This is a genomic window from Bordetella saccharivorans (genome assembly GCF_045862855.1).
GTDB classification, from domain to species: domain Bacteria; phylum Pseudomonadota; class Gammaproteobacteria; order Burkholderiales; family Burkholderiaceae_B; genus Bordetella_A; species Bordetella_A petrii_F.
In genome coordinates this window covers 530336-554970 of record NZ_BAAFZO010000001.1, presented here as the reverse complement: position 1 = coordinate 554970, position 24635 = coordinate 530336, and the positions used below count along the sequence as shown (strand labels likewise).

The following is a 24635-nucleotide window of genomic DNA, read 5'->3' as shown; positions in this document are numbered from 1 at the left end:
CGCTCAGCCCAGGCGCCGGCGCAGGGCCTCGAAGAACAGGGTCGACTGCAGCCGTTCGGACTGCACCTGCGCCGCCACCTTGGCGGCCATGTCGGCCGAGGACGGCGCCAGCGGCCGGCCGCTGGACTGCGCCAGCACCTGCGCCGCACAGGCGCGCTCCAGGAAATACAGATCGTCGTAGGCGTAGTCGATGCGCTCGGCGCACACCACCACGCCGTGGTTGCCCAGGAACGCGATGTCGGCCGTCCCCATGGCGTGCGCGATGCGCTCGCCTTCGCTGCTGTCCAGCGCCAGGCCGTTGTAGCGCTCGTCGATGGCCAGCCGGCCATGGAAGCGCATGGCGTTCTGCGACAGCGTGGTGTCGAGCGCGCGGGCGTCGGTCAGCGTGAGGGCGGTGGCATAGGGCATGTGGGTATGCAGCACGCAATGCTTGCCGGCGATGCGGTGGATGGCCGCGTGGATGAACATGGCCGTGGGCTCGACCTCGTGGCGGCCGGCCAGCTTGTTGCCCTGGGCATCCACCAGCACGACGTCGTCGGGGCCGACCTCGTCCCACATCAGGCCGCGCGGATTGAGCAGGAACAGGCCATCCTGCCCGGGCAGGGCGACGCTGAAATGGTTGCAGACGCCTTCGCCCAGGCCGTGCAGGGCGGCCGCGCGCAGCGCCAGCGATAGATCGGCGCGCAGGGCGGCCACGGCGGGCGAATGAAAGATTTCGTTCATGGCGAGGAACAGGGCAGGGACCGGGAGCAGCAAGTCTAGCAAGTTCCCGCCGGCGCCCGGCGCCCCGCGGCGCGCGGCCGCGTTTTTATATCTTCTTTACACCCGCCCGGCGAAGCTTTACCCCGTTTTTATCCGCCTCTCCTTAATCTGCCTGGCATGCGCTGCCGCGGCTCCGGGTTGCCGCGCGCGGCGGTCATTCCAGGAGAGAAAAGTGGATGTCGTCTACCTCGCCGCGTTCGCGGCCATGGCTGCCCTGGTGGCGGCCCTGCTGCAGTTCTGCGGTTCGCTGAAACAAGGAGAGCGCGCATGACCGGCTTTTATTGGCTGGCCGGCGCGCTGGCTGCCTTCCTGTTCGCGTACCTGCTGGTCGCGCTGTTCAAGCCGGAGAAATTCTGATGGACGCGCAATTCGCAGGCCTGCTGGCGCTTTACCTGGCCATCCTGCTGGCCGTCGCGCCGCTGCTGGGCCGCTATATCCGCCTCGCCATGCAGGGCGGCAGCCGCGCCACCGCCTGGGGACGGCCCATCGAGCGGGGCATCTACCGGCTGGCCGGCGTCGAGCCGGCGGCCGAGATGGACTGGAAGCAGTACGCCTGGGCCGTGTTGCTGTTCAACGTGCTGGGCGTGCTGGCGGTCTATGCGCTGCAGCGCGCACAGGGAGCGCTGCCCCTGAATCCGGCCGGCCTGGGACCGGTGGCGGCCGACTCGGCGCTCAATACCGCCATCAGCTTCGTCACCAATACCAACTGGCAGGGCTATGCGGGCGAGAGCACCATGAGCCTGCTGACGCAGATGCTGGCGCTGACCGTGCAGAATTTCGTGTCGGCGGCCACCGGCATCGCGGTGCTGTTCGCGCTCATCCGCGGCCTGGCGCGCCACGGCAGCGCCACGGTGGGCAACTTCTGGGTCGATATGGTGCGCAGCACGCTCTATGTGCTGCTGCCCCTGGCATTCGTGCTGGCCCTGGCGCTGGTCAGCCAGGGCGTGGTCCAGAACTTCGATGCCTATCGCGACGTGGCCACGCTCGATCCTGCGGTCCTGGCGCAGCCGCAGGCAGGCGCGGCGGGCGGCGTGCAGCGCATCGCAATGGGCCCGGTGGCGTCCCAGGAAGCGATCAAGCTGTTGGGCACCAACGGCGGCGGCTTCTTCAACGCCAATTCCGCCCATCCCTACGAGAATCCGACCGCGCTCAGCAACCTGCTGGAGATGCTGGCCATCTTCGCCATTCCCGCCGCCCTGTGTTTCAGCTTCGGCGAGATGGTGGGCGGGCGGCGCCAGGGCGCGGCCATCCTGGCGGCCATGACGCTGTTGTTCGTGCTGTTCGCCGGCACCGCCGCCTATTTCGAACAGCAGCCCAATCCCATGCTGGCCCAGCCCGGCGTGGACACGGCCGCGACCGCGCTGGCGCCGGGCGGCAACATGGAAGGCAAGGAGACCCGCTTCGGCGTCGCCGCGACCGCGCTGTTCGCCGCCATCACCACGGCTGCCTCGTGCGGGGCGGTCAACGGCATGCACGATTCATTCAACGCCATGGGCGGCTTCGCGCCGCTGCTGCTGATGCAGCTGGGCGAGGTGGTGTTCGGCGGCGTGGGGTCGGGGCTGTACGGCATGCTGGCGTTCGCCATGCTGGCCGTGTTCATCGCCGGCCTGATGATCGGGCGCACGCCGGAATACCTGGGCAAGAAGATCGAGGCCCACGAAATGAAGATGGTGTCGATCGTCATCCTGGCCACGCCATTGCTGGTGCTGCTGGGCACCGCCCTGGCCGTGTCGGTGCCGGCCGGGCAGGGCGGCGTGCTCAATCCGGGCCCGCACGGTTATTCCGAGATCCTCTACGCGCTGTCCTCGGCCGCCAACAACAACGGCAGCGCCTTCGCCGGGCTGTCGGCCAATACGCCGTTCTACAACGTGCTGACCGGCCTGGCCATGTGGTTCGGCCGCTTCTGGGTGATTGTCGCGATCCTGTCGCTGGCCGGCTCCCTGGCCGCCAAGCGCCGCCTGCCTGCCGGTCCGGGCGCCATGCCGACGAACGGACCGCTGTTCGCCGCGCTGCTCATGGGCGCGGTGCTGATGGTGGGCGCCCTGACCTATGTGCCGGCGCTGGCGCTGGGCCCCGTGGCCGAGCATCTGCAACCCTGAAATGAACGAGAAAGTGAAAACCATGTCCAAGCGTCAGATCCGGGGCGCGGTCCGCGTCGCCCTGGCCGACAGCCTGCGCAAGCTCGCGCCGGCCGCACAGTTCAAGAACCCCGTCATGTTCGTGGTGTACCTGGGCAGCATCCTGACCACCCTGCTGGCAGTGGCCGCCTGGCGCGAGCCCGGCGGGCAGGCGGGCTTCATCCTGGCCATTGCCGCCTGGCTGTGGTTCACGGTGCTGTTCGCCAATTTCGCGGAAGCCATCGCCGAGGGGCGCGGCAAGCAGCAGGCGGCGGCCTTGCGCGGGCTGCGCACCACCGTGGCGGCCCGCGTGGTCACCGGCTGGCGCGAGGCCGACGCGGCGGCCGCGACCCCGGAAGCCCATCGCGCCGCCAGCGTCGAGCGCGAATCGAGCCAGTTGCGCAAGAACGACGTCGTGCTGGTCGAGGCGGGCGACATCATTCCGGGCGACGGCCAGGTGGTGGCCGGCATCGCGGCGGTGGACGAAAGCGCCATCACGGGCGAATCGGCGCCCGTGATCCGCGAATCCGGCGGCGACTTCTCGTCGGTCACGGGCGGCACGCGCGTGCTGTCGGACTGGCTGTTCGTGCGCATCGGCGCCGACCCGGGCGAGAGCTTCCTGGACCGCATGATCGCCATGGTGGAAGGCGCGCGGCGCCAGAAGACGCCCAACGAGGTGGCCTTGACCATCCTGCTGGTGGGGCTCACCCTGGTATTCCTGCTGGTGGTCGTCACGCTGCTGCCGTTTTCGGTCTATGCGGTCGAGGCGGCCGGCGGCGGGGCGGTGGTCAGCCTGACGGTGCTGGTGGCGCTGCTGGTCTGCCTGATCCCGACCACCATCGGCGGCCTGTTGTCGGCCATCGGCGTGGCGGGCATGAGCCGCATGATGCGGGCCAACGTGGTGGCGACCTCCGGCCGGGCGGTCGAGGCGGCCGGCGACGTGGACGTGCTGTTGCTCGACAAGACCGGCACCATCACCTTCGGCAATCGGCAGGCCGCGGCCTTCCTGCCGGCGCCCGGGGTGGCGGCCGGGCAGCTCGCCGACATCGCCCGCCACGCCTCGCTGGCCGACGAAACCCCGGAGGGGCGCAGCATCGTGGCGCTGGCGCAGCGCGCCGCGCCCGCCCAGGGCGACCCGCTGGCGGACGCGCAGTTCGTGCCGTTCTCGGCGCAGTCGCGCATGAGCGGGGTCGATGCCGGCACGCGCCGCATCCGCAAGGGGGCGGTCGACGCAGTGGCGGCATGGCTGCGCGAGCAGGGGGCGGAGCTGCCGGCGGCCGTCGCCCGCGCCGCCGAGGATGTGGCGCGCCGCGGCAGCACCCCGCTGGTGGTGGCCGACGGCGACCGCGCCCTGGGCGTGGTGGAGCTCAAGGATATCGTCAAGCCGGACATGCGCGAGCGGTTCAGCGAATTGCGCCGCATGGGCATCAAGACGGTGATGATCACCGGCGACAACAAACTCACCGCCGCCTCCATCGCGGCCGAGGCGGGCGTGGACGATTTCCTGGCCGAGGCCACGCCGGAGGCCAAGCTGGCCCTGATCCGCCAGTACCAGGAGCAGGGCCGGCTGGTCGCCATGACCGGCGACGGCACCAACGACGCGCCGGCGCTGGCGCAGGCCGACGTGGCCGTGGCCATGAACTCGGGCACGCAGGCCGCGAAAGAGGCCGGCAATATGGTGGACCTGGATTCGAACCCCACCAAGCTGATCGAGATCGTCGAGGTCGGCAAGCAGATGCTGATGACGCGCGGCGCCCTGACGACCTTCAGCGTGGCCAATGATGTCGCCAAGTATTTCGCCATCATTCCGGCCGCGTTCGCGGCGGTATACCCCCAGCTGGGCGCGCTGAACATCATGGGCCTGGCCACGCCAGACTCCGCCATCCTGTCGGCCGTGATATTCAATGCGCTCATCATCGTCGCATTGATCCCGCTCGCGCTGCGCGGCGTGCGCTATCGCCCGCTGGGCGCGGCGGTACTGCTGCGGCGCAATCTGCTCGTGTACGGCGTGGGGGGCCTGCTGGCCCCGTTCGCCGGCATCAAGCTCATCGACATGGCGCTGGCCGCCACGGGCTGGGCCTGACCTCATCATCCAGGAGCACCATCATGCACACCCAATCCCCCGCCGCGCAGCGCGCCGGCCTCTGGCGGCCCGCGCTGGTCGTGTTCGTCCTGCTGTCGGCGCTGACCGGCCTGCTGTACCCCCTGGCCACCACCGGCGTGGCCCGGCTGCTGCTGCCGCACCAGGCGGCGGGCTCCCTGATAGCGCGCGATGGCCGGGTGGTCGGTTCCGAACTGATCGGCCAGGCGTTCACCTCGCCGCAGTATTTCTGGGGCCGGCCGTCGGCCACCGCGCCGACGCCCTACAACGCGGCCGCCTCGGGCGGATCCAACCTGGGGCCGCGCAATCCGGCGCTGGCCGAAGCCGTGCGCGAGCGCGTCGCGGCGCTGCGGGCGGCCGACCCGGGCAATACCGCGCCCATTCCCGCCGACCTGGTGTCCGCCTCGGGCAGCGGCCTCGATCCGCATATCAGCCCGGCCGCCGCCCTGTACCAGGCGCCGCGCGTGGCGCGCCTGCGCGGCCTGCCCCTCGCGCAGGTGGAACAACTGGTGGCCGCGCACACCAGCCGGCCCATCGTCGGACTGCTGGGCAAGCCGGCCGTCAATGTGCTGGCCCTCAACCTGGACCTGGACCGGCTGGCGCCGCCGCGCTGAGGCTGGGCGTATAGTAGCGATGCTGTTTCCGCCCACGCCGACACATGGCCGACCCTGACAATCGCCGCCCCGATCCCGACAGCCTGCTCCGCACGCTGGACGAGGCTGCCCGCCAGGCCACGCGCGGCAAGCTGCGCATCTACTTCGGCGCATCGGCCGGGGTGGGCAAGACCTACGCCATGCTGGCCGCCGCGCGCGCCCAGCAGGCCGGCGGCGCGGACGTGGTGGCCGGCATCGTCGAGACCCACGGCCGCAAGGAAACCGCCGCCCTGCTCGACGGGCTGGAGCAACTGCCGCTGCGCGCGCTGTCCCATCGCGGCCGCGTCCTGCAGGAATTCGATCTGGACGGCGCGCTGGCGCGCCGCCCGGCGCTGATCCTGGTCGACGAGCTGGCGCACTCGAACGCGCCCGGGGCGCGCCACGCCAAGCGCTGGCAGGACGTGCACGAACTGATGGCCGCCGGCATCGATGTCTGGACCACGCTGAACGTGCAGCACCTGGACAGCCTGAACGAGGCGGTCGGCGGCATTACCGGCGTGCGGGTCTGGGAGACCGTGCCGGAAGAAGTGTTCGACGCGGCCGACGAAGTCATCCTGGTGGATACCTCGGCCGACGAGCTGCTGCGCCGCCTGCGCGAAGGCAAGGTCTACCTGGGCGAACAGGCCAGCCACGCGGGCCGGCATTTCTTCCGCAAGGGCAATCTGATCGCGCTGCGCGAACTGGCCTTGCGGCGCACCGCCGATCACGTCGACGACGACGTGCAGAGCTACCGGCAGGACCGCGCCATCCAGACGGTATGGCGCACCCGCGAAGCCCTGGTCGCATGCATCGGCGCCGGCGCGGACGCCGAGCATGTGGTGCGCAGCGCGCACCGGCTGGCGCAGGAGCTGGACTGCGACTGGCACGTCATCACCCTGGACGCCCCGCGCGTGACGTCCGGCTCGCAAGCCGCGCGCGAACGCCTGGAGCGCGCGCTGGCGGTGGCCGGCGAGATGGGCGCGCGCATCGAGACCCTGCCCGGCGGCGACCGGGTGCTGGCCGTGGCGCATTATGCGCGCCGCCACAACATCACCAAGATCGTGCTGGGCCGCGGCCGCGCCGACGCGGCCGCGCGCGCCCGGCTGTCGTGGTCGGCCGCGCTGGGCGCCGCGCTCGAGCCCGGCTGGATCTGGCATCGCCACAGTTTTGCCGACGCGCTGGCGGCGGCGTGTCCCGACCTCGACGTGATCCGCCTGGGCGCGCCGCCGCATGCGTCGCCGCCGCCAGTGCGCCAGGCGGCGGGCGCCGCGCCGGCTGGCGCGGGCCGGCGCCTGCATGCCGGCTATCTGTGGGCGCTGTTGTACTGCGGGGCCGCCACGGCGCTGTCGGCCCTGGCGTTTCCGTTGCTGCACCAGACCAATATCGTCATGCTGTTCCTGCTGGCCGTGGTGGCGGTGGCGCTGCGCCACGGGCGCGGGCCGGCGGCGCTGGCGTCGGTGCTGAGCGTGGGGCTGTTCGATTTCTTCTTCGTGCAGCCGCTCGCCTCGTTCGCCGTCTCGGATGTGCAGTATTTGTTGACCTTCCTGGTATTGCTGGGCGTGGGGCTGCTGATCGGCCAGCTGACCGCCGGGCTGCGGCTGCAGGCGCGCACCTCGATCCGGCGCGAGGCCGAGGCGCGCGGCCTGTACGAGTTCGCGCGCGAGCTGTCGTCGGCGCTGCAGCCGCAGCAGATCGTGGCCGCCGCGGACGCGTTCATCCAGGCGGCGTTCGGCGCGCGCTGCGCGCTGTATATCCTGGGCCTGGACGAGCGCCTGGCGCAGGCCGCGGCGCCCGGGCAGGAGCCTGCCGGACTCGATCCGGCCGTGGCGCAGTGGGTGTACGACCATGGCCAGCCCGCCGGCGCCGGCACCGCCACGCTGGCGACCAGCGCCTTGCTGTATTTGCCGCTGAAGGCCCCGCTGCGCACGCGCGGCGTGCTGGCGGTGGAGAACCCGGCGCGCGCGGCGTTCAACGGGCCGGACGCGCGCCGGCTGATCGAGACATACGCAACGTTGGTCGCCATCGCCCTGGAACGGCTGCACTATGTGGAAGTGGCCCAGCAGGCGCTGGTCAGCATGGAATCCGAGAAACTGCGGCATTCGCTGCTGGCGGCCGTGTCGCACGATCTGCGCACGCCGCTGACCAGCCTGGTGGGCATGGCCGATACGCTGGCCCGCGACCAAGACGCCTTGCCGGCGGCCGCGCGCGATACCGTGCTGGCCATGCGCGAGCAGGCGCGCCGCATGCACGCGCTGGTGGTCAACTTGCTGGACATGGCGCGCCTGCAGAGCCGCGATGCGCCGCTGCGGGTCGAATGGCAGTCGCTGGAAGAGCTGGCGGGCGCGGCGCTGGCCGCCATGCGCGAGGCGCTGTCCGGCCACGCGGTGAGCGTGGCGCCGCTGTCGCACCTGCCGCTGGTGGAGTGCGACGGCGTGCTGATCGAGCGGGTGCTGTGCAATCTGCTGGAGAACGCCGCCAAGTACACGCCGGCCGGCGGCGCGATCCGGCTCGAGGCGGCAGTGCAGGGCGCCGACCTGCAGGTCGGCGTGAGCGACGACGGGCCCGGCGTGCCGGACGGCGATGCACGCCGCATTTTCGAGAAGTTCACGCGCGGCGCGCGCGAGTCGGCCACGCCGGGGGTCGGTCTCGGCCTGGCCGTTTGCGAAGCCATCGTGCGCGCGCACCGCGGCCGCATCTGGGTAGAGCCGGCCCCCGGACAGGCGCATGGCGCGCGCTTCGCATTTACCCTGCCGCTGGGCGAGCCGCCGGCCGTCCAGCCCGATTCCGCCTGAGACACCCATGTTCGATTACTCGCCCCGGATCCTGCTCATCGAAGACGACCCGCACATCCGCCGCTTCGTGCGCGCGGCCCTGGAAGGCGAGGGCTGCGAAGTGTTCGAGGCCGAGACCGTGGCGCGCGGGCTGATCGAAGCCGGCACGCGCCAGCCCGATGCCGTCATTCTGGACCTGGGCTTGCCCGACGCCGACGGCATGGTGCTGATCCGCGACCTGCGCGTCTGGACCGAAGTGCCGGTGCTGGTGTTGTCGGCGCGCACGGCCGAGACCGACAAGATCGCCGCGCTGGACGCCGGCGCCGACGACTATCTGGCCAAGCCGTTCGGCGTGGGCGAGCTGCTGGCGCGCCTGCGCGTGCTGCTGCGGCGGCATGCCCGCGGCGGCGCCGGCAATCCGGCGGAGATCGCCTTCGGCGATGTGCGGGTGGACCTGGCGCGCCGCGAGGTGACGCGCGGCGGCGCGCATGTGCACCTGACCGCCATCGAATACCGGCTGCTGACCGCGCTGCTGGCGCGCCGCGGCAAGGTCATGACGCACCGCGAGCTGCTGCGCGAAGTGTGGGGGCCGTCGCACGTGGAGCATTCGCACTATCTGCGCATCTACATGGGCCACCTGCGGCACAAGCTCGAGGCCGATCCGGCGCAGCCGCGCTTCCTGCTGACGGAAGTCGGGGTGGGATACCGCTGCGCGGGCTGAGCGGACGGGTCCGCCGCGGGCCTCAGGCTCGCGCGGCGCCGGCCGCGCGAGCCTGAAAGCGCACGTCCAGCGCCCGCGCGGATTTCACGATCACCACATGGGGGCGCGGGCACGCCAGGCGGCTGGCGACGGCTTGCAGGGCGCCGTCGGCCAGCGCCGGCAGCGCGAGCCACCAGGGCACGAACCCGACGGTCACTTCGTCGAACAACAAGGGCCGCTTGTCATGCACCCGGCAGGCCAGGCCCTGGGCCCCGAGCGTGCGCGCCAACTGGGCCGCGGCAGCATCCACGTCGGCCACGTCTTCCAGGAAGAAGGAGGCGCGCCGCGCGATGAGCTGGCCGAGCGCCGCGGCATCGAGGCGCGGCTGGAAGTAAGTGCGTTTCACATCCATGCGGCGGTCCATGTCAGGTAGGTGCGTGGCCACGGCCGGCTTGCCGCCCGGCGGCACGCTTGCTTTATGCTTACATTGAACTGAACGGCGCCGCGCCGGTCCATCCCGGGGCGCGCACGTATTGTGGCATGCGCCAGCCACGCTATTACTGGAGTCCTGCATGAGAATCGCCCTTGCGTTGTTGTCGGCCGCCGGCTTTATCACGGCGTCCGCCGCGAATGCGGCGCCCGTCACCTACGACATCGATCCGTCGCACACCTATCCCAGCTTCGAGGCCGACCACATGGACGGGCTGTCCACCTGGCGCGGCAAGTTCAACCAGTCGGCGGGCGTCATCGTGTTGGATCGCGAGGCGCGCGCCGGCACCATCGACGTGACCGTGCAGATCGATTCGGTCGATTTCGGCCACGACGAGATGAACCGGCACGCCGTGGCGCCCGACATCTTCGACGCGGCGCGCTATCCCACCGCCACCTTCAAGGGGCGCTTTACCAAGTTCGACGGCGACCGTCCCGAAGAGGCCGTGGGCGAATTCACGCTGCGCGGCGTCACGCGCACGCTCACGCTGGACATCGACGACTTCAAGTGCATGCAGCACCCGATGGAAAAGCGCGAAGTCTGCGGGGCCGACGTGTCGGCCTCGTTCAACCGCGGCGACTACGGGCTGGATTTCGCGCTCGACATGGGCTTCGATCCCAAGGTCGAGCTCGAGATCCAGGTCGAGGCGCTGCGCCGCCGGTAGCGGCGGCCGTCCGCCGGCGGGTACGCCATTTGCTGCGCGGCCGTCTTCATCTCAAGGGAGCCAGCCATGATTTCGGAACGGTTGCGGCGCTTGCGCCACATCGCGGAGTTCGCGGCCAATCGCATGGGCGATTACGTGGAATTGGTGGGCATCGAGCTGTCGCTGTACCGTTCCGCGCTGGTCACGACCCTGCTCAGTTGCGTGGCCTTGCTGTTCTGCGCGCTGGGCACCCTGGCGTTCGTTTCGGTGGCTGTCGTGGTGAGTTTCTGGGACACGCCGCAGCGCGGCCTGGCTGCCTGGCTGGTGGCCGGCGCCTGGCTGCTGATCACGCTCATCGCCCTGTGTGTCGCCGTCCGCAATGCTCCCAGGTCATCGCCGTTCAGCGAGCTGAGCCGGCAGGTGCGCCTGGATACCGATGCCGCGAGGAGCCATTATGCCGAAGACCACCACGCAGGCTGACAAGGAAGCCTTGCTCGCCAAGATGGCGCGCGAGCGCCGCGAACTGGCCGATGCGGTCAGGCGCGCCACGCCTGCCGGGCCGCCCGGGCGCGGCTGGGCCGCCACCACCGCCCTGGCGGCCGGCGCCGCGGTTGGCTGGCCGCCGTTTCTGAAGCAGCCGCTGCGCGCGATGGCGGCGGTGGCGGTGCGCGACCGCCTCGCGTCGCTGTGGCGGCGCCGCCAGGTGCGGCGCGCCAGCGGCCCGCTGCCCGATGCCGAGGTCGCGCGCCTGGCGCAGTTGGTGGCCGAGCTGCGCGCTGCGGCCGAGAAGGCCGGCGACCCGCGCGAAATCGAGCAACTGCGGCTGCAGCTGGATGAACAGGTGCGGCGCCTGCGGACCGCGCGCGAGGCGCCGGCCGCGGCGCCGCCAACGCCTACAACCTGAAATGCTGCCGTAGCGCTTCCTCGAGCACGTCAAGGGCTGCCTGGCCGCCGGCCGAGCCGTCACGCAGCAGCACCACCTCGTGCGGCGCCAGCTTGGGCATGCGCTCCAGCACGTGCATGCGCGCCGTCACGCGGCTGCGATCCACGATGCTGACGCCCAGCCCGGCTTCCACGCAGGCCTCGACCGCGCGGCTCGACGGGCTGGCCAGCACCGTGCGCCAGGTCCGGCCGGCCCGTTCCAGCGCCTCGATCATGGCGGCCCGGTATGGGCAATCGGCGGCATGCAATGCCAGCGGCACCGGATCGGGCAGCGGGCCGGCCGCGGCGCCGGCCACCCACAATGGCGTCGTCAGGGCCAGCGGCCGGCTCGCGCGGCGGCCGGCCGCCGCCGGCTGCACCATGACCGCCAGGTGCAGCCGGCGGCGGGCGACCTGCTCGCGCAGCGCCAGGCTGGGCGCGGTGGCGAGTTCCAGCGTGATGCCGGGCCAGGCTTGCGCGAATGCCGGCAGGATGTCGCGTATGACATGTTCCGCGTACTCGTCGGGGATGCCCAGGCGGACCCGGCCGGCGGGCGGCGCGCCGCGCAGGTCGGCCAGTACGCGGTCATGGGCGTCGAGCAGTTCGGCGGTGCGGGCCAGGAAGCGCTGGCCTAGCGGCGTGAGCGTCACGGACTGGTTGTCGCGTTCCAGCAGGCGCGCGCCGACCAGGGCCTCGAGCCGCTGGATGTGCACGCTGACGGCGGCCGCGCTCTTGTGCACGTGCGCGGCCGCCGCGCGGAAGCGGCCCAGGCGCGCGACCGCGTGGAAAGTGCGCAGCAGTTCGATGTCGAGCGTGGCGGGCATTATTTAAAAAAACAGAATATGGCGTCACGAAGGTTTTGATTTATTGAATACGATGGCCAGGCTAAGGTCAAGGATCCCTATCCGGATCATTCGCCCATGCCGCATCGTCTTCGCCCGTCCCCGCCCATGTCTGGCCGTTCCGCCCGATGCCGGCAGGGCGTCCCGCTCTGGCTGGCCGAAGCCGCGCTGGTGGTGGCGTGGAGTTCCGGTTTCGTGGGCGCGCGCTATGCCGTCGACCACGCGCCGGCTTTCCTGGTGGTGTTCTGGCGCTGCGTATGTGTCTCGGCGCTGCTATTGCCCTGGGCGCTGGCCGGCCTGCGGCGCGCCACGGCGCGGACCCTGGCGGCGCAGGCGGGCATCGGGCTGCTGGCCATGGCCGGCTATCTGGCCGGCGTCGTCAAGGGGGTAGAGCTGGGCGTGCCGGCCGCCCTGGCGGCGCTGGTCGCCGACCTGCTGCCGCTGGGCACGGCGCTGCTGGGGGCGCTGTTCCTGCGCCGGCGGATCGGGCGGCGCGTCTGGGCCGGCCTGTTGGTCGGCCTGGCCGGTGTGTTGCTGGTGACTCAGGGCGTGCTGGCGTGGGGCGATGCGCCCGCCGTCGCCTACGCCTTGCCGGTGCTGGGCATGCTGTCGCTGGCGGTGGCCACGCTATGGCGGCAGGAACAGGCGGACCAGGGCGCGCCCGGCCTGGCCGCGGGCCTGTGGCTGCAATGTGCCGCCACCGGCGCCGCCTTCGCGGTACTGGCCGGCATGGAAGGCAGCCTGGCGCCGCCCCTGAGCGGCGGCTTCGCGCTCAGCGTGGCATGGACGGCGCTGCTGTCCACGCTGGGCGGCTACGGCCTTTACTGGACGTGCCTGCGCCGTTCGTCTGCGACGCGCGTGGCCAGCGTGCTGTACCTGAGCCCGGGCGTGACGGCGGTGTGGGCCTGGGCCATGTTCGGCGAACCGCTGACATGGTCCATGGCGGCGGGATTCGCCATTTCGGCGGCGGGCATCCTGCTGGTGGCGCGCGGCGAGCCGGCGCCGGGGCCGCCGGGCCGGCCGGCCCGCCAGGGCGTGGCGCGGCCGCCGCGCGGATGCGGGGCTTCCTTTAGAGCGGGCCGGCCCTAGTTCGCCAGGCTTTGCGCGTGATAGTGGCGGCGCGCCTTGGCGCGGTTGCCGCAGGTGGCCATCGAGCACCAGCGCCGCCGGCCGCCGCGCGAGGTATCCAGGAACAGCCAGCTGCAGGCCTCGCATTGGCGCAGGCGCGGCAGCAGGCCGTCGGCGATCAGCGCTTGCGCCGCCAGGGCCAGGCGATGGCGCGGCAGGTCGAGCCCGGCGGCGGCCGCGTCGACGCGCCAGGCGCCCGGACCCGGCCCGGCCAGGCGCAGCGTCGCGTGCCGCAGCGCCGCGCGCAGGTCGTTTTCCAGGCGCGCCACGCCGGCGGGCGGCGGGGGCAGGCCGTGCGCGACTGCCGCCAGTACCTCGTAGGCGTTCTCGCGGTGCGTGACCAGCCGGTCCAGCGCCGCGCGCGCCGGCCGGCCCGCCGCCAGGCGCTGCAGGCCGGCGCGCTCGCCCGGCTCGAGCAGGCCGGCCGCGGCGAGCCAGTCCAGCAGCGCCGGCCAGTCGTCAAAGCCGCGCACGTCGCGCGCCTTGTTCTTGCCGCCGCCGGTATTGAGGAAGTCCAGGTAGGGATGCCCGCCTACGAAGGAATGGGGCCCCTGCTGGTGTCCGGTGGAGTTTTCCATATAACCGCCTTGACCTTGTTGAACGGTTATTTTAAGGTATCGAAAGACTAACCGTATTAAAGGCTTTAAAGGGTTATCATGGATTCCGTTGACCACGATTTTCTCCCCCCGCTGCCGCAGTGTTTCACTTTCGAAGGGCAGGCGGTGCGCTATGCCGTCCGGGGCCGGGGCCGGCCCCTGGTGCTGCTGCATGGCACGCCGTTTTCCTCCGCTGTGTGGCGCAAGCTTGCACCCTTGCTGGCGCGCGGCCGGCAGGTGTACGTGTACGACCTGCTGGGCTACGGCCAGTCCGAGCAGCGCGCCGGGCAGGACGTCTCGCTGGCCACGCAGGGCCGCCTGTTCGCGGCGTTGCTGCGCCACTGGAACCTGTCGCGTCCCGACGTGGTGGCGCACGACTTCGGCGGCGCCACGGCCCTGCGCGCGGCCTTGCTGGAAGGCTGCGCCTACGGCAGCCTCACCCTGATCGACGCGGTGGCATTCGCGCGCCACGCCAAGGTGCACGAGGCCGCGTTCGCCGGCATGCCGCCGTACATCCATGCCGCCATCCTGAAGGCCTATATCCAGGGCGGCGCGCACCGTCCCCTGCCGGACGATGTCATGGCGCTGTATACCCGGCCATGGACCGGCGACGTCGGCCAGGCCGCCTTTTATCGGCAGGTCGCGCAGGCGGACCAACGCTATACGGACGAGATCGAGCACCGCTATGGCGAGATCGATTGCCCGGTCATGATCCTGTGGGGCACCGAGGACGCCTGGTTGCCGCTGGAGCGCGGCCGCGAGCTGGCGAGCCGCTTCCGCCGGGCCGATTTCCGGCCCGTGCCGCAGGCCGGCCACCTGATGCAGGAAGATGCCCCGGAGGCCGTGGCCGCGCACCTGGCCGATTTCCTGGCCGCGGTCGCCGCCCCGCGGCCGGGCCCCGCGGACCCCGCCGGCTCTCTACAATAAGGCTCGGACTTGTAGAGACGGGCAAAAGGCTGATTGCATGGACGCGGATTTCTGGCTGGAACGTTGGCGCGACGGACGCACGCATTTTCATCAGACGCGGGTGACGCCGCTGTTGGCCAAGTACTGGCCGTCGCTCGGGCTGCCGGCCGGCAGCCGGGTACTGGTGCCGCTGTGCGGCAAGTCGCTCGACATGGTGTGGCTGGCGCAACAGGGATACCGCGTGCTGGGCGTCGAGTTGTCGCCGCTGGCGGTCGAGCAGTTCTACGCCGAGAACGGCCTGCGGCCCAGCGTGCGCGAGGCGGGCCAGGGCAGCTACTACACGGCGGGCGACATCGAGATCTACTGCGGCGACATCTTCGCGCTGGGCCCGGACGTGCTGGGCGCGTGCGCCGGCGCCTACGACCGCGCCGCCCTGGTGGCGCTGCCGGCCGACATGCGCGCCCGCTACGCGCGCCATGTCTATGGCCAGCTGGCCGGTTCCTATCGCGGCCTGCTCATCACGCTCGACTATGACCAGGACCAGATGGAAGGGCCGCCGTTCTCGGTGCGCGACGACGAAGTGCAGGCGCTTTACGCAGGGCATTCCGACGCCTTGCTGATCGACCGGCGCGACATCCTCGCCAAGGAGCCCAAGTTCGCCGAACGCGGCCTGGACCGGCTCGACACGCTGGTCTACCGGCTGCAGCGCGCGCAAGGCTAGCGCGCCATGCGCAGCCGGCGCGGGGCCATCATATTCGCCGCGCTGGCGGCCGGGGTGGCATTGTTCGCGGTCAACAGCAGCAGCCTGGCGCCCGCGCCCGGCACGGCGCCCACGCTGCTGGCGCACCGCGGCATCGCGCAGCGCTTCGACACCGCCGGGCTGCGGGGCGACACCTGTACGGCGGCGCGCATGCTGCCACCGCGCCACGCCTACCTGGAAAACACCCTGGCCTCGATGCGCGCGAGTTTCGCGGCCGGCGCCGATGTGGTCGAGATCGACGTGCATCCCACCACTGACGGGCGCTTCGCGGTGTTCCACGACTGGACGCTCGACTGCCGCACCAATGGCGCCGGGGTGACGCGCGAACATTCCATGGCGCAACTCAAGGCGCTGGATATCGGCTATGGCTACACGGCCGACGGCGGGCGCACGTTTCCCTTCCGTGGCAAGGGCGTCGGCCTGATGCCGGCGCTGGACGAGGTGCTGGAGGCTTTCCCCGGGCGCCGCTTCCTGGTCAACGTCAAGAGCAATGACGCGGACGAAGGCGAGCGCCTGGCGGCGTTCCTTTCCACCTTGCCCGAGCCGTCGCGGGCCCGCGTCATGGTATACGGCGGCGACGCGCCGATAGCCCGGCTGCGCGAGCGCCTGCCGCGGGTCGCGGCCATGTCGCGGGCGTCGCTGCAGTCGTGCCTGCTGCGCTACGCGGCGTACGGCTGGAGCGGCATCGTGCCGGCGGCCTGCGCCAATATGCCGGTGTTCGTGCCGATCAATATCGCGCCGTGGCTGTGGGGCTGGCCCAATCGCTTCCTGGCGCGCATGCGCGCCGCGGGCAGCGAGGTGTACGCGCTGGGGCCCTACCACGGCGGCTTCTCGGCGGGCCTCGACTCCCCGCACGACCTGGCCCGCCTGCCGCGCGGCTACGGCGGCGGCATCTACACCGACGAGATCGTGGCCGCGGCGCGCTGGCTGCGCGAAGAGCGGGCACCCAAGGCGCCGCGCGGCGATTGACGCACGTCAGACGAATCCCATCCGCGTGGCGCTGGCGCGAATCAGCCGGCATGGCTGGGCTAGAATCGCGCCATGTCCGCACCGGCCTTCCGTGGTTCCATCACCGGCGTGCGCGCCCGCACGATGCTGTGCCTGCTGGCGCTGGCCACGCTGTTCCGCGCGCTGGTGCCGGTGGGCTACATGCCGGATGCCTCGGCCCTGCGCCAGGGGCGGCTGGAGATCAGCTTCTGCTCGGCCGCCGGCGGCGCGCCCACCGTCCTGCAGGCCCTCATCGACAGCGCGCCGCACGACGCGCACCAGGATGACGCCACCGCGCAGGAATGCCCGTTCTGGATGGTCGCGCACCAGGCGCTGGACCTTCCCCCCGCGCCCTGCGTGGCGCCATTGGCCGCCATCTCCGGCGTGCAGCCCGACCTGCCGGCCGCGCGCGCGTTGCCGCCGCTGCCGCCGGCCGGTCCGCCGCTGGGGCCGCGCGCCCCGCCGATCCTGTCCGCCTGACCGTCCTTCCCCGACAGCCCGCCCGCTTGAGCGCCCGCCATCCGACCGGCGCGCCGCGGCTGTCGATTCGCATCCACTGCATGCGGCTGGCGCGTTGCCGGCGGCGTTCCTGCGCCGCGGCGGCGCCGCCGCGGCATTCGTACGTCACGCATCATGGACAGAAACTTCCGCTTCCCGCAGGCGCTCGGCCTGTGCGCCGCCGCGGCGGCCGTCTCCGCCGCCTGGGCCGGCCAGGGGCCGGCCACGCCTCATGAATTCGATCCCATTGTCATCACCGGCGTCGCGCCCGAGGCGCCGCTGACATTCAGCACCGACCCCAAGATTCCCCGCCAGCCAGTGCCGGCCAGCGACGGCACCGACTACCTGAAGACGATCCCGGGGTTTTCCGCCATCCGCAACGGCGGCAGCAATGGCGACCCGGTGCTGCGCGGCATGTTCGGCTCGCGCTTGAACATCCTGGCCAACGGCACGTCGATGCCAGGCGCCTGCCCGTCGCGCATGGACGCGCCCAGCTCGTACATCTCGCCGGAGAACTTCGACCGGCTTACTGTCATCAAGGGCCCGCAGACGGTGCTGTGGGGCCCCGGCGCATCGGCGGGCACCGTGAAGTTCGACCGCGACACGCCGCGCTTCGATGGCGCGGGGGTACGCTTCGACGGCAGCCTGCTGGGCGGCTCGTGGGGCCGCAACGACCAGGCGGCCGACCTGACGGTGGGCAATGCGCGCAGCTATGCGCGCATCACGGCCAACCACTCGCATTCGCAGGACTATCGCGACGGCGATGGCAACTGGGTACCGTCGCGCTGGGACAAGTGGAATGCCGACGTGGCGCTGGGCTTCACGCCCGACGCCGACACTCTGGTCGAGCTGAGCGCCGGCACGGGCGACGGCGAGGCGCGCTATGCGGGCCGCGGCATGGACGGGGTGCAGTTCAAGCGCGAAAGCTTCGGCCTGCGCGTCGAGCGCCGCAACCTGGGAACCGTGCTGCGCGAACTGGAGGCGCAGCTCTACTACAACAACGCCGATCACGTCATGGACAACTACACGCTGCGCTCGCCCGACCCGCACAGCGCCATGCCCATGGGCATGGCCTCCGCGGTGGACCGCGCCACCTGGGGCGGGCGCGTGGCGGGCAAGTTGCAGCTGGCCGAGCGGCTTGGCCTGGAGGGCGGGCTGGATTTCCAGCGCAGCCGCCATCGCGCGCGCAGCGGCACCGAGAGGGATTCCTACCGCAACCACGCGTGGGCCAAGGACGCCGAATTCGACAACGCCGGCCTGTTCGGCGAATTGACGTGGACGCTGGATGAACAGGCGCGCGTGATCGGCGGGGCGCGCGTCGACCGCGCGTCGGCCAAGGACTTCCGCAAGACCGTGGGGCGCATGATGGCCATGCCCAACCCCACGGCCGGCGAGCGCCGCGCCGATACGCTGCCGAGCGGGTTCCTGCGCTATGAGCGCGACCTGCGGGACATGCCCGCGACCTGGTACGCGGGCATCGGCCACGTGCAGCGCTTTCCCGATTACTGGGAGCTGTTCTCGCCCAGCCAGGGGCCCGCGGGCTCGGCCAACGCGTTCGAAGGCGTGCGGCCGGAGAAGACCACCCAGATCGATATCGGCGCCCAGTACCGCACCGATACGCTGGATGCGTGGGTTTCGGCTTACGCGGGCCGGGTCGACGACTTCATCCTGTTCAACTACCACGCCGGCGCGATGATGGGCGCGACCTCGCAGGCACGCAACGTCGATGCGCGCATCGCCGGCGGCGAACTGGGCCTGTCATACCGCGCGGCGCCAGCCTGGACGGTGGGCGCCACGCTGGCCTACGCCTGGGGCGAGAACCGCGACGACGGCCGGCCGTTGCCGCAGATGCCGCCGCTGGAGGCGAAGCTGAGCGCCGCCTATGACGATGGCAAATGGTCGGCCGGCGCGCTGTGGCGGCTGGTGGCGGCGCAGCACCGCCATGCCGCCGGCACGGGCAACGTGGTCGGCCAGGACTTCGGCCCGAGCGCCGGCTTCGGCGTGGTTTCGCTCAATGCCGGGTACGCCTTCAACCGGCGCGTCAAGCTGGCGGTCGGCGTGGACAACCTGTTCGACAAGACCTACAGCGAGCACCTGAACCTGGCGGGCGACAGCGGCTTCGGTTTCCCGGCGGCCACGCGCTTCAACGAGCCCGGCCGCACGGTGTGGGCGCGCCTCGGCATCAAGTACTAGGACCTGCTCAGGCGGGGCTCCTTTTAGGGGGAACAGGCCCTGGCGCCCGGGAACGGCGCTTGCGCGCGTGCGGGAAGAGGGCGGCGAACGCCGCCTTCCCAGCCAGACAGGAGACTGCCATGACACGACCCGACCCGCCGGACCGCAACCCGCGCGCCGGCCAGCGCCTGCCCCAGCCCGATCCCAACCGCGGCGCGCCGCGGCCGCGCCATGTCTCCGACGAGGAGGAGCGCCGGCCGGACATGGATCATCCGCCGCCGGCGCGCGGCGGCGACCGGCCCCTGTTCGACCGCGGCACCGCCGCGGCCGACCAGGCGGCCCGCACCGGCGGCATTACCGACGAGGGCAATTTCACCCCGCCGGACACGGGCCGCGAGGAGCCCGGCGCCAAGGGCGGCCGCCGCCCGCCGCGCGGCGAGGACTGAGCCGCGCCGCGGCATGGGGCTTGCTGCCCCCGTCGTCCTGATCCACGCAACCGACGGAGGAAACCATGACGCAGCTATCGCAAGTCATGACGCCCGGCGCGACCATACTGCGCACCCATGAAACGGTGCGCCATGCCGCCGAGATGATGGCCGACCTGGATATCGGCGAACTGCCCGTGTGCGACGGCCGGCGCCTGGTCGGCGTCATCACCGACCGCGACATTACAGTGCGCTGCACGGCCCGCGGCGTATCGCCCGACAATGCGCGCGTGGGCGACGCCATGACCGAGCGCGTGCTGTGGTGCTACCAGGACGACTCGGTCGAGAACGCCAAGGCCAAGATGGCCGACGAGCAGGTGCGCCGGCTGATGGTGCTGGACCGCGACAAGCAACTGGTGGGAGTCGTGTCGCTGGGCGACCTGGCCGTCAAGGCGGGCGATACCGGGTCCACGCTGGCAAGCGTTTCGTCGCCGGCCCAGCCAGCCCGCTGACGCGTCGCAGGGCCCGCAGCGGCGGGCCAATTCCGCTGGCCGGTGGAGCGCGGCGGCAGCGCTTGCGTGTTTTTCGTATTTGAGAGAATATCTCTTATATGGAAAACAACGCCACGTCCGCCGCCGACCCGATCGATCGCCAGATCGCGCAGCGCCTGCGCGCGCTGCGCGCCGAGCGCGGCTGGTCGCTCGACGACCTGGCCGGCCGCTGCCAGGTCAGCCGCGCCACGCTGTCGCGGCTGGAAAATGCCGCCGTCAGCCCCACCGCCAGCGTGCTGGGCAAGCTCAGCGCCGCCTATGGCCTGACCCTGTCGCGCCTGATGCGCCTGGTCGAGGACGACTACGCGCCGCTGCTGGCGCGCGCCGACCAGCCGGTATGGATGGACGCGAGCATCGGCTTCGAGCGGCGCTCCGTCTCGCCGCCCGCCCAGCGGCTGGCCGGCGAGGTGCTCGAATGCACGCTGGCGCCCGGCGCGCACATCGCCTACAGCGCGCCGCCCCGTCCCGGCCTGGAACACCATCTCCTGCTGCTGGAAGGCCGGCTGCAGGTCACTATCGAAGGCCGCACGCACGCGCTGCGGCCTGGCGACTGCCTGCGCTACCAGTTGTCCGGCGCCAGCGCCTTCGACACGCCGGCGCGCAGCGGCGCGCGCTATCTGCTGTTCATCGTTTGAGGTCAAGCTTGGATACGTTCTCGTTTTCGGCGCTGTCGGCGGATGACACCGCCGGCTGCCTGCCCGAACTGGGCGCGCTGCTGCATGCGTGCGTGCACGACGGCGCCAGCGTCGGCTTCATCCTGCCCTACGAGCCGCGCCAGGCCGAGGCCTTCTGGGCCGGCCAGGTGCTGCCCGCGGTGCGCGACGGCACCCGCACGTTGCTGGCGGCCCGCACGGGCGGACGCATCGTCGGCACGGTGCAGCTCGATTGCGACACGCCGCCGAACCAGCCGCACCGGGCCGAGGTGCGCAAGCTGCTGGTGCATCCGCATTGGCGCCGCCGCGGCATCGGCCGCGCCCTGATGGTGGAACTGGAACAGCGCGCGCGCGCCGCGCGGCGCCGCCTGCTGACGCTCGATACCCGCACCGGCGACCTGGCCGAGCCGCTGTACGCCGCGCTGGGCTACCAGCGCGCCGGCGTCATCCCGGAATTCTGCCTGGACATCACCGGGCGGCGCACCGACCCGACCACCATCATGTACAAGCTGCTGTGACCGGCTACTGGCCGGCCGGCGCCGATGCGCCGCCGCCGCCCGCGGCACTGGCGTAGTAGCTGGCCAGCGCCTCGATTTCCTGCCGCGTGAGGCGCTGCGCAAAGGCGCGCATCACGCCGACGTCGTCGTTGCGCCGCTGGCCGTTGCGGAACGCGTTCATCTGCTCGATGAAATAGCGTTCCGGCTGGCCGGCCAGGCGCGGCAGCAGCGCGCCTTCGCCGCGGCCGCCCAGTCCGTGGCAGTTGGCGCAGGCCGGCAGGGCGCGGGCATTGTCGCCTTCCACATCCAGCGCGCGGGCCGCCTCCGGACCCTCGGGCCGCGCCAGGGCAGGCGGCCGCAGGCCGGCGTAGTACTGCGCCAGGTGCGCGGCTTCTTCGGGGCTGAGCCCCTTGGCGATGGCGTTCATCAAGGGTTGCGTGCGCGTGCCGTCGCGATAGTCGCTAAGCTGTTTGGCCAGGTAGTCGGCCGACAGGCCGGCCAAGCTGGGGAAATTGCCGGCGGCCGTGGCAATGCCCTGCTGGCCGTGGCATGCGACGCACGCCTGCACGCCCGCGTCCGGCTTGCCGGACTGGGCCAACTGGCGGCCCTGTTCCGGGTCGGCCCGCGCCAGCGCCGCTTCCCATGCGGGACGGTACGGCGTGAAGTCCTGCGCGCTGCGGCCCGGCACCGGTTCAGGCGGCTTGGGCGGCGCGGCGGGCGCCGGGGCAGGCGCTGGCGCCGCCGCGCCCGCAGGGCCCCCGGCTTGCTGCGCGGGCCCGGCCGCGCCCGGCGCCGGCGCGGTGACGGCGGCCGGCCGGATCAGGCCATCGCCGCCGGTCGCCATCATCTGGTAGGCCGTCGCCACCAACGTCAGCACGGGCGCGGCCAGGACCAGGCCGAGGACGACGGGAATTCCCGCTCTGGACTCGTTCATGTCGACACCAGCGGTCCCGGCGAACGCAAGTAGTCCGCCTTGATTTTCTCGACGATCCAGTACGCGGTGGCGCCCACCGTGCCGGTCGGGTTGAAGCAGGAGTTCTGCGGGAACAGCGAGGCGCCCGTCACGAACACGTTGGGCACGTCCCACACCTGCCCGTAGCGGTTGACCACGCTGGTGGCCGGGTCGTCGCCCATGGCGGCGCCGCCGGTCAGGTGGGTGGACTGGTAGGCGGTAGCGGAGAAGGGACGCTGGCGCGGCCCCGGCTCGGTCTGCCGCACACCCTTCATGGCCTTGCCGATCTCGTCGCCCTTGGCCGTCAGGAAGGCCGACATGCGGATGTCGTTGTCGGGCAGGTCGTAAGTGATGCGCAGCAGCGGCTGGCCCCAGGCGTCCTTGTAGGTCGGGTCCAGGCTCAGGTAGGCGCCGCGCGTGGGCTGGGCCGAGCCGGTGATGGTGATGGAGGCGGAGTGGTTGTAGTAGCGCCGCACCGCCCGCTTCCATTCGGGGCCCCAGGCGGGCGTGCCCTTGGGCGTGGGGTGGTAGCCGATCGGCGCGCCGCTGACCACCTGGATCTGCAGGTAGCCGCCGCCCACGAAGCCGTGCGGGCCGTGGTCGAAATTGTCGGCGCAGAAATCGTCCATGGTGACCGCCACCGCGCCCGCGCCCATGAAGGGATTGATGTGGACTGATTCGTCGAAGAACAGGTTCACGCCCGAGGTGGTCTGGTGGGTGTAGTTGCGTCCCACCACGCCGGTGTCGGCGACCGGGTCGTAGGGTTGGCCGATGCCGGACAGCAGCAGCAGGCGCACGTTGTTGATGCTGAACGCGCACAGCACCACGGTCTCGGCCGGCTGGAAGCGCTCGGCGCCGGCCGCGTCCACGTAGGTCACGCCGGTGGCGCGCTGCTTGTCGGCGCTGAGCTCCACGCGCAGCACGTGCGCGCCGGTACGGATCTCGAAGTTGTCCATTTTCATGGCCACCGGCAGGATGCAGACTTGCGGCGAGGCCTTGGCGAAATGTTCGCAGCCGAAGTTGGAGCAGAACCCGCAGTACACGCAGGCGCTCATGTGCAGGCCTTCCGAGTTCACATAGGGCCGCGTGGCCAGCGCCGAGGGCTGCACGTAGGGGTGGTAGCCCAGGCTGCGCGCGGCTTCGCCGAACAACGCCGACGCATAGGGCACCTTCATGGGCGGGTTGGGATAGGGCCGCGAGCGCCACGGCTCGAACGGGTTGCCGCCTTCCTGCTTCTGGCCCTTCAGGTTGCCGGCCTGGCCCGACGCGCCGATCAGGTAGTCGAAGCGGTCGTAGTAGGGCTCCAGCTCGTCGTACGAGAGCGGCCAGTCCTGGCAGGTGAGGTCGGCGTCGAAGATGTCCGCGCCGTAGCGTTCGGCATGATGGCTGCGCAGGTTGAAGTCGGTGGGGTGGAAGCGGTAATAGGCGCCCGACCAGTGGTTGCCCGCGCCGCCCAGGTGCGTGCCCGGGTAGGCGAACTGCCAGCGGCGCATCGGCAGGGCCCGCTGGTCGGTATTGTTGCGGAACGTATACGTCTCGGTGGCGGCGTTCTGGTGCAGGGCGTGCCGCCGCGTGTACTTCAGTTCGTCATGCACGTTCGGCCCCTGGAAATCGGGCGATGGCCAGCGCGGCTCGCCGCGCTCCAGGATCACCACGCGCTGGCCGGCGGCGGCCAGCTCCTTGCCGATGATGGAACCAGTCCAGCCGCCGCCGATGATGGCCACGTCCACGGGGGGGAGTTTCTCAGCCATGCTCTTCCTCCTGGTGGGCGGCGTGGGGCTTGGCCATGGCGATGGAGACCGGCTGGCCGGCCCATTGCACGCCGTGGCGCTCGATATCGTTGGAGAAGCTGGCGTAGGCGCCGGGAAAACCCACCAGCTTCCAGCCCACCATGTCGCGGTTGCCGCCGTACAGCGGGTCCGAGAAAAAGCCTTCGATGGTGGCCTGCAGCAGGGCCTGGAAGAACACGGCCGACGGCAGCGGCGAGAAGTCGGCTTCGCCTTCCTGCATGGCGCGCAGCCAGGCGTCCTGCCGCTCGGCGCTCAACTCGGCGTACGGCTTGCCGTCGCGCTGGCGGCAGGCCTCGTCCAGCGCCGCCAGCCCGCGCCGCATCATCTCGGCCGGCGTGAACGAGAGCTGGTAGCCCTGTTCCGGCGTGCCCTCGTGGAAGGGGCCCTGGCGGTAGAACTGGTCGCCCGCGCCCCAGGCGCCGGCCAGTTGCCCGTCCAGGAAATAGGTGGCGCCGGCCTCCCTGGCGCCCGGGCCCAGTTCGTCGGCGGGGATCAGCCGCGCGGCGATGGCGTCCATGGCGGCGGCCTCGCGCGGATTGAAGAAGCGCAGGGTGCGGCCGGCGCCGGCCGGGTCGGGCGGAGGGCTGGGCTGCGGCGCGCCGTGGGCGCGTCCGGCCCAGGCGGCGCCCGGCAGCCCGACGGTGAGCGCCTTGAGGACACTGCGCCGCCCGCGGGCGGGATGGTCTTGCATGTGCGGCTCCGGTAACCGGACGCCGACGGCGTCCGTAGCGACAACGGCAG

26 protein-coding genes are annotated in these 24635 nt (G+C 71.4%); 19 read left to right on the top strand and 7 right to left on the bottom strand.

The window, feature by feature from the left end:
- Positions 1-3: 3 nt before the first annotated feature.
- Entirely contained in the window at positions 4-723 is a 720-nt protein-coding gene (locus tag ACKTT0_RS02650) for an aldolase (protein ID WP_407847874.1), read from the bottom strand.
- A 306-nt stretch (positions 724-1029) separates the two neighbouring features.
- Here ACKTT0_RS02650 and kdpF point away from each other — a divergent pair, with 306 nt between their 5' ends.
- The 6 genes from kdpF to kdpE are packed head-to-tail and all read left to right on the top strand — an operon-like array spanning position 1030 to position 9104.
- Positions 1030-1119: a K(+)-transporting ATPase subunit F gene (gene kdpF, locus ACKTT0_RS02645; protein ID WP_289786528.1), complete on the top strand. Its 90-nt coding sequence runs from the start codon at positions 1030-1032 to the stop codon at positions 1117-1119.
- Positions 1119-2861 (top strand): potassium-transporting ATPase subunit KdpA, encoded by a 1743-nt coding sequence (kdpA, locus tag ACKTT0_RS02640; RefSeq protein ID WP_407847873.1) that lies wholly within the window; start codon positions 1119-1121, stop codon positions 2859-2861. The genes kdpF and kdpA overlap by 1 nt, the downstream gene beginning before the upstream one ends.
- Before the next feature lie 22 nt (positions 2862-2883).
- Positions 2884-4962, top strand: coding sequence for a potassium-transporting ATPase subunit KdpB (kdpB, locus tag ACKTT0_RS02635; protein ID WP_407847872.1), 2079 nt, complete (start codon positions 2884-2886; stop codon positions 4960-4962).
- Positions 4963-4985: 23 nt separating this feature from the next.
- The gene (gene kdpC / locus ACKTT0_RS02630) at positions 4986-5594 is read left to right on the top strand and encodes a potassium-transporting ATPase subunit KdpC (RefSeq protein ID WP_407847871.1); all 609 of its coding nucleotides are present in this window, start codon (positions 4986-4988) and stop codon (positions 5592-5594) included.
- A 44-nt stretch (positions 5595-5638) separates the two neighbouring features.
- Positions 5639-8404 carry a DUF4118 domain-containing protein gene (locus ACKTT0_RS02625; protein ID WP_407847869.1) on the top strand — a complete coding sequence of 922 codons (2766 nt, stop codon included), beginning with the start codon at positions 5639-5641 and terminating at the stop codon, positions 8402-8404.
- Positions 8405-8411: 7 nt separating this feature from the next.
- Positions 8412-9104 (top strand): two-component system response regulator KdpE, encoded by a 693-nt coding sequence (gene kdpE, locus ACKTT0_RS02620; protein ID WP_407847867.1) that lies wholly within the window; start codon positions 8412-8414, stop codon positions 9102-9104.
- A gap of 22 nt (positions 9105-9126) precedes the next feature.
- Here kdpE and ACKTT0_RS02615 read toward each other — a convergent pair whose 3' ends face one another.
- Positions 9127-9495 (bottom strand): hypothetical protein, encoded by a 369-nt coding sequence (locus ACKTT0_RS02615; RefSeq protein WP_407847865.1) that lies wholly within the window; start codon positions 9493-9495, stop codon positions 9127-9129.
- Positions 9496-9655: 160 nt separating this feature from the next.
- Between ACKTT0_RS02615 and ACKTT0_RS02610 the strand changes: the two genes are divergently transcribed.
- From ACKTT0_RS02610 to ACKTT0_RS02600, 3 genes are all read left to right on the top strand, one after another.
- On the top strand, positions 9656-10237 hold the full coding sequence (locus tag ACKTT0_RS02610; protein WP_407847863.1) for a YceI family protein: 582 nt from the start codon (positions 9656-9658) through the stop codon (positions 10235-10237).
- Positions 10238-10303: 66 nt separating this feature from the next.
- A complete protein-coding gene (locus ACKTT0_RS02605; RefSeq protein WP_407847861.1) occupies positions 10304-10696 on the top strand; it encodes a phage holin family protein in 393 nt (130 codons plus the stop codon).
- Entirely contained in the window at positions 10671-11120 is a 450-nt protein-coding gene (locus ACKTT0_RS02600; protein WP_407847860.1) for a hypothetical protein, read from the top strand. Before ACKTT0_RS02605 ends, ACKTT0_RS02600 begins: the two co-directional genes overlap by 26 nt.
- Here ACKTT0_RS02600 and ACKTT0_RS02595 read toward each other — a convergent pair.
- Entirely contained in the window at positions 11110-11961 is an 852-nt protein-coding gene (locus ACKTT0_RS02595; RefSeq protein ID WP_407847858.1) for a LysR family transcriptional regulator, read from the bottom strand. The two genes, ACKTT0_RS02600 and ACKTT0_RS02595, sit on opposite strands and share 11 nt — an antisense overlap.
- A gap of 126 nt (positions 11962-12087) precedes the next feature.
- Here ACKTT0_RS02595 and ACKTT0_RS02590 point away from each other — a divergent pair, with 126 nt between their 5' ends.
- Positions 12088-13068, top strand: coding sequence for a DMT family transporter (locus tag ACKTT0_RS02590; RefSeq protein ID WP_407847856.1), 981 nt, complete (start codon positions 12088-12090; stop codon positions 13066-13068).
- Here ACKTT0_RS02590 and ACKTT0_RS02585 read toward each other — a convergent pair.
- Complete coding sequence (locus tag ACKTT0_RS02585) at positions 13065-13685, bottom strand: CGNR zinc finger domain-containing protein (protein WP_407847854.1); 621 nt, start codon at positions 13683-13685, stop codon at positions 13065-13067. The genes ACKTT0_RS02590 and ACKTT0_RS02585 overlap by 4 nt on opposite strands.
- 78 nt (positions 13686-13763) lie before the next feature.
- Between ACKTT0_RS02585 and ACKTT0_RS02580 the strand changes: the two genes are divergently transcribed.
- The 9 genes from ACKTT0_RS02580 to ACKTT0_RS02540 all read left to right on the top strand — a co-directional run bounded on the left by ACKTT0_RS02580 (position 13764) and on the right by ACKTT0_RS02540 (position 21173).
- Positions 13764-14630, top strand: coding sequence for an alpha/beta fold hydrolase (locus tag ACKTT0_RS02580; RefSeq protein ID WP_407847852.1), 867 nt, complete (start codon positions 13764-13766; stop codon positions 14628-14630).
- Between the two features lie 37 nt (positions 14631-14667).
- Positions 14668-15330, top strand: a complete 663-nt coding sequence (locus ACKTT0_RS02575) for a thiopurine S-methyltransferase (RefSeq protein WP_407847850.1) — start codon at positions 14668-14670, stop codon at positions 15328-15330.
- A gap of 6 nt (positions 15331-15336) precedes the next feature.
- Positions 15337-16338, top strand: a complete 1002-nt coding sequence (locus tag ACKTT0_RS02570) for a glycerophosphodiester phosphodiesterase family protein (protein ID WP_407847849.1) — start codon at positions 15337-15339, stop codon at positions 16336-16338.
- Positions 16339-16410: 72 nt separating this feature from the next.
- Complete coding sequence (locus ACKTT0_RS02565; RefSeq protein ID WP_407847847.1) at positions 16411-16836, top strand: DUF2946 family protein; 426 nt, start codon at positions 16411-16413, stop codon at positions 16834-16836.
- A 153-nt stretch (positions 16837-16989) separates the two neighbouring features.
- Positions 16990-19047, top strand: coding sequence for a TonB-dependent copper receptor (locus tag ACKTT0_RS02560; protein ID WP_407847845.1), 2058 nt, complete (start codon positions 16990-16992; stop codon positions 19045-19047).
- Between the two features lie 119 nt (positions 19048-19166).
- The gene (locus tag ACKTT0_RS02555; RefSeq protein ID WP_407847843.1) at positions 19167-19472 is read left to right on the top strand and encodes a hypothetical protein; all 306 of its coding nucleotides are present in this window, start codon (positions 19167-19169) and stop codon (positions 19470-19472) included.
- 65 nt (positions 19473-19537) lie between these two features.
- Positions 19538-19963, top strand: coding sequence for a CBS domain-containing protein (locus ACKTT0_RS02550; RefSeq protein WP_407847841.1), 426 nt, complete (start codon positions 19538-19540; stop codon positions 19961-19963).
- Positions 19964-20061: 98 nt separating this feature from the next.
- Positions 20062-20637, top strand: coding sequence for a helix-turn-helix domain-containing protein (locus tag ACKTT0_RS02545; RefSeq protein WP_407847839.1), 576 nt, complete (start codon positions 20062-20064; stop codon positions 20635-20637).
- An 8-nt stretch (positions 20638-20645) separates the two neighbouring features.
- Complete coding sequence (locus tag ACKTT0_RS02540) at positions 20646-21173, top strand: GNAT family N-acetyltransferase (protein WP_407847838.1); 528 nt, start codon at positions 20646-20648, stop codon at positions 21171-21173.
- Positions 21174-21177: 4 nt separating this feature from the next.
- Here the strand turns inward: ACKTT0_RS02540 and ACKTT0_RS02535 are convergent, their stop codons facing one another.
- The 3 genes from ACKTT0_RS02535 to ACKTT0_RS02525 are packed head-to-tail and all read right to left on the bottom strand — an operon-like array spanning position 21178 to position 24585.
- Positions 21178-22086: a c-type cytochrome gene (locus ACKTT0_RS02535; protein WP_407847837.1), complete on the bottom strand. Its 909-nt coding sequence runs from the start codon at positions 22084-22086 to the stop codon at positions 21178-21180.
- The gene (locus ACKTT0_RS02530) at positions 22083-23855 is read right to left on the bottom strand and encodes a GMC family oxidoreductase (protein ID WP_407847835.1); all 1773 of its coding nucleotides are present in this window, start codon (positions 23853-23855) and stop codon (positions 22083-22085) included. The genes ACKTT0_RS02535 and ACKTT0_RS02530 overlap by 4 nt, the downstream gene beginning before the upstream one ends.
- The gene (locus ACKTT0_RS02525; RefSeq protein WP_407847833.1) at positions 23848-24585 is read right to left on the bottom strand and encodes a gluconate 2-dehydrogenase subunit 3 family protein; all 738 of its coding nucleotides are present in this window, start codon (positions 24583-24585) and stop codon (positions 23848-23850) included. The genes ACKTT0_RS02530 and ACKTT0_RS02525 overlap by 8 nt, the downstream gene beginning before the upstream one ends.
- Between the last annotated feature and the right edge of the window lie 50 nt (positions 24586-24635).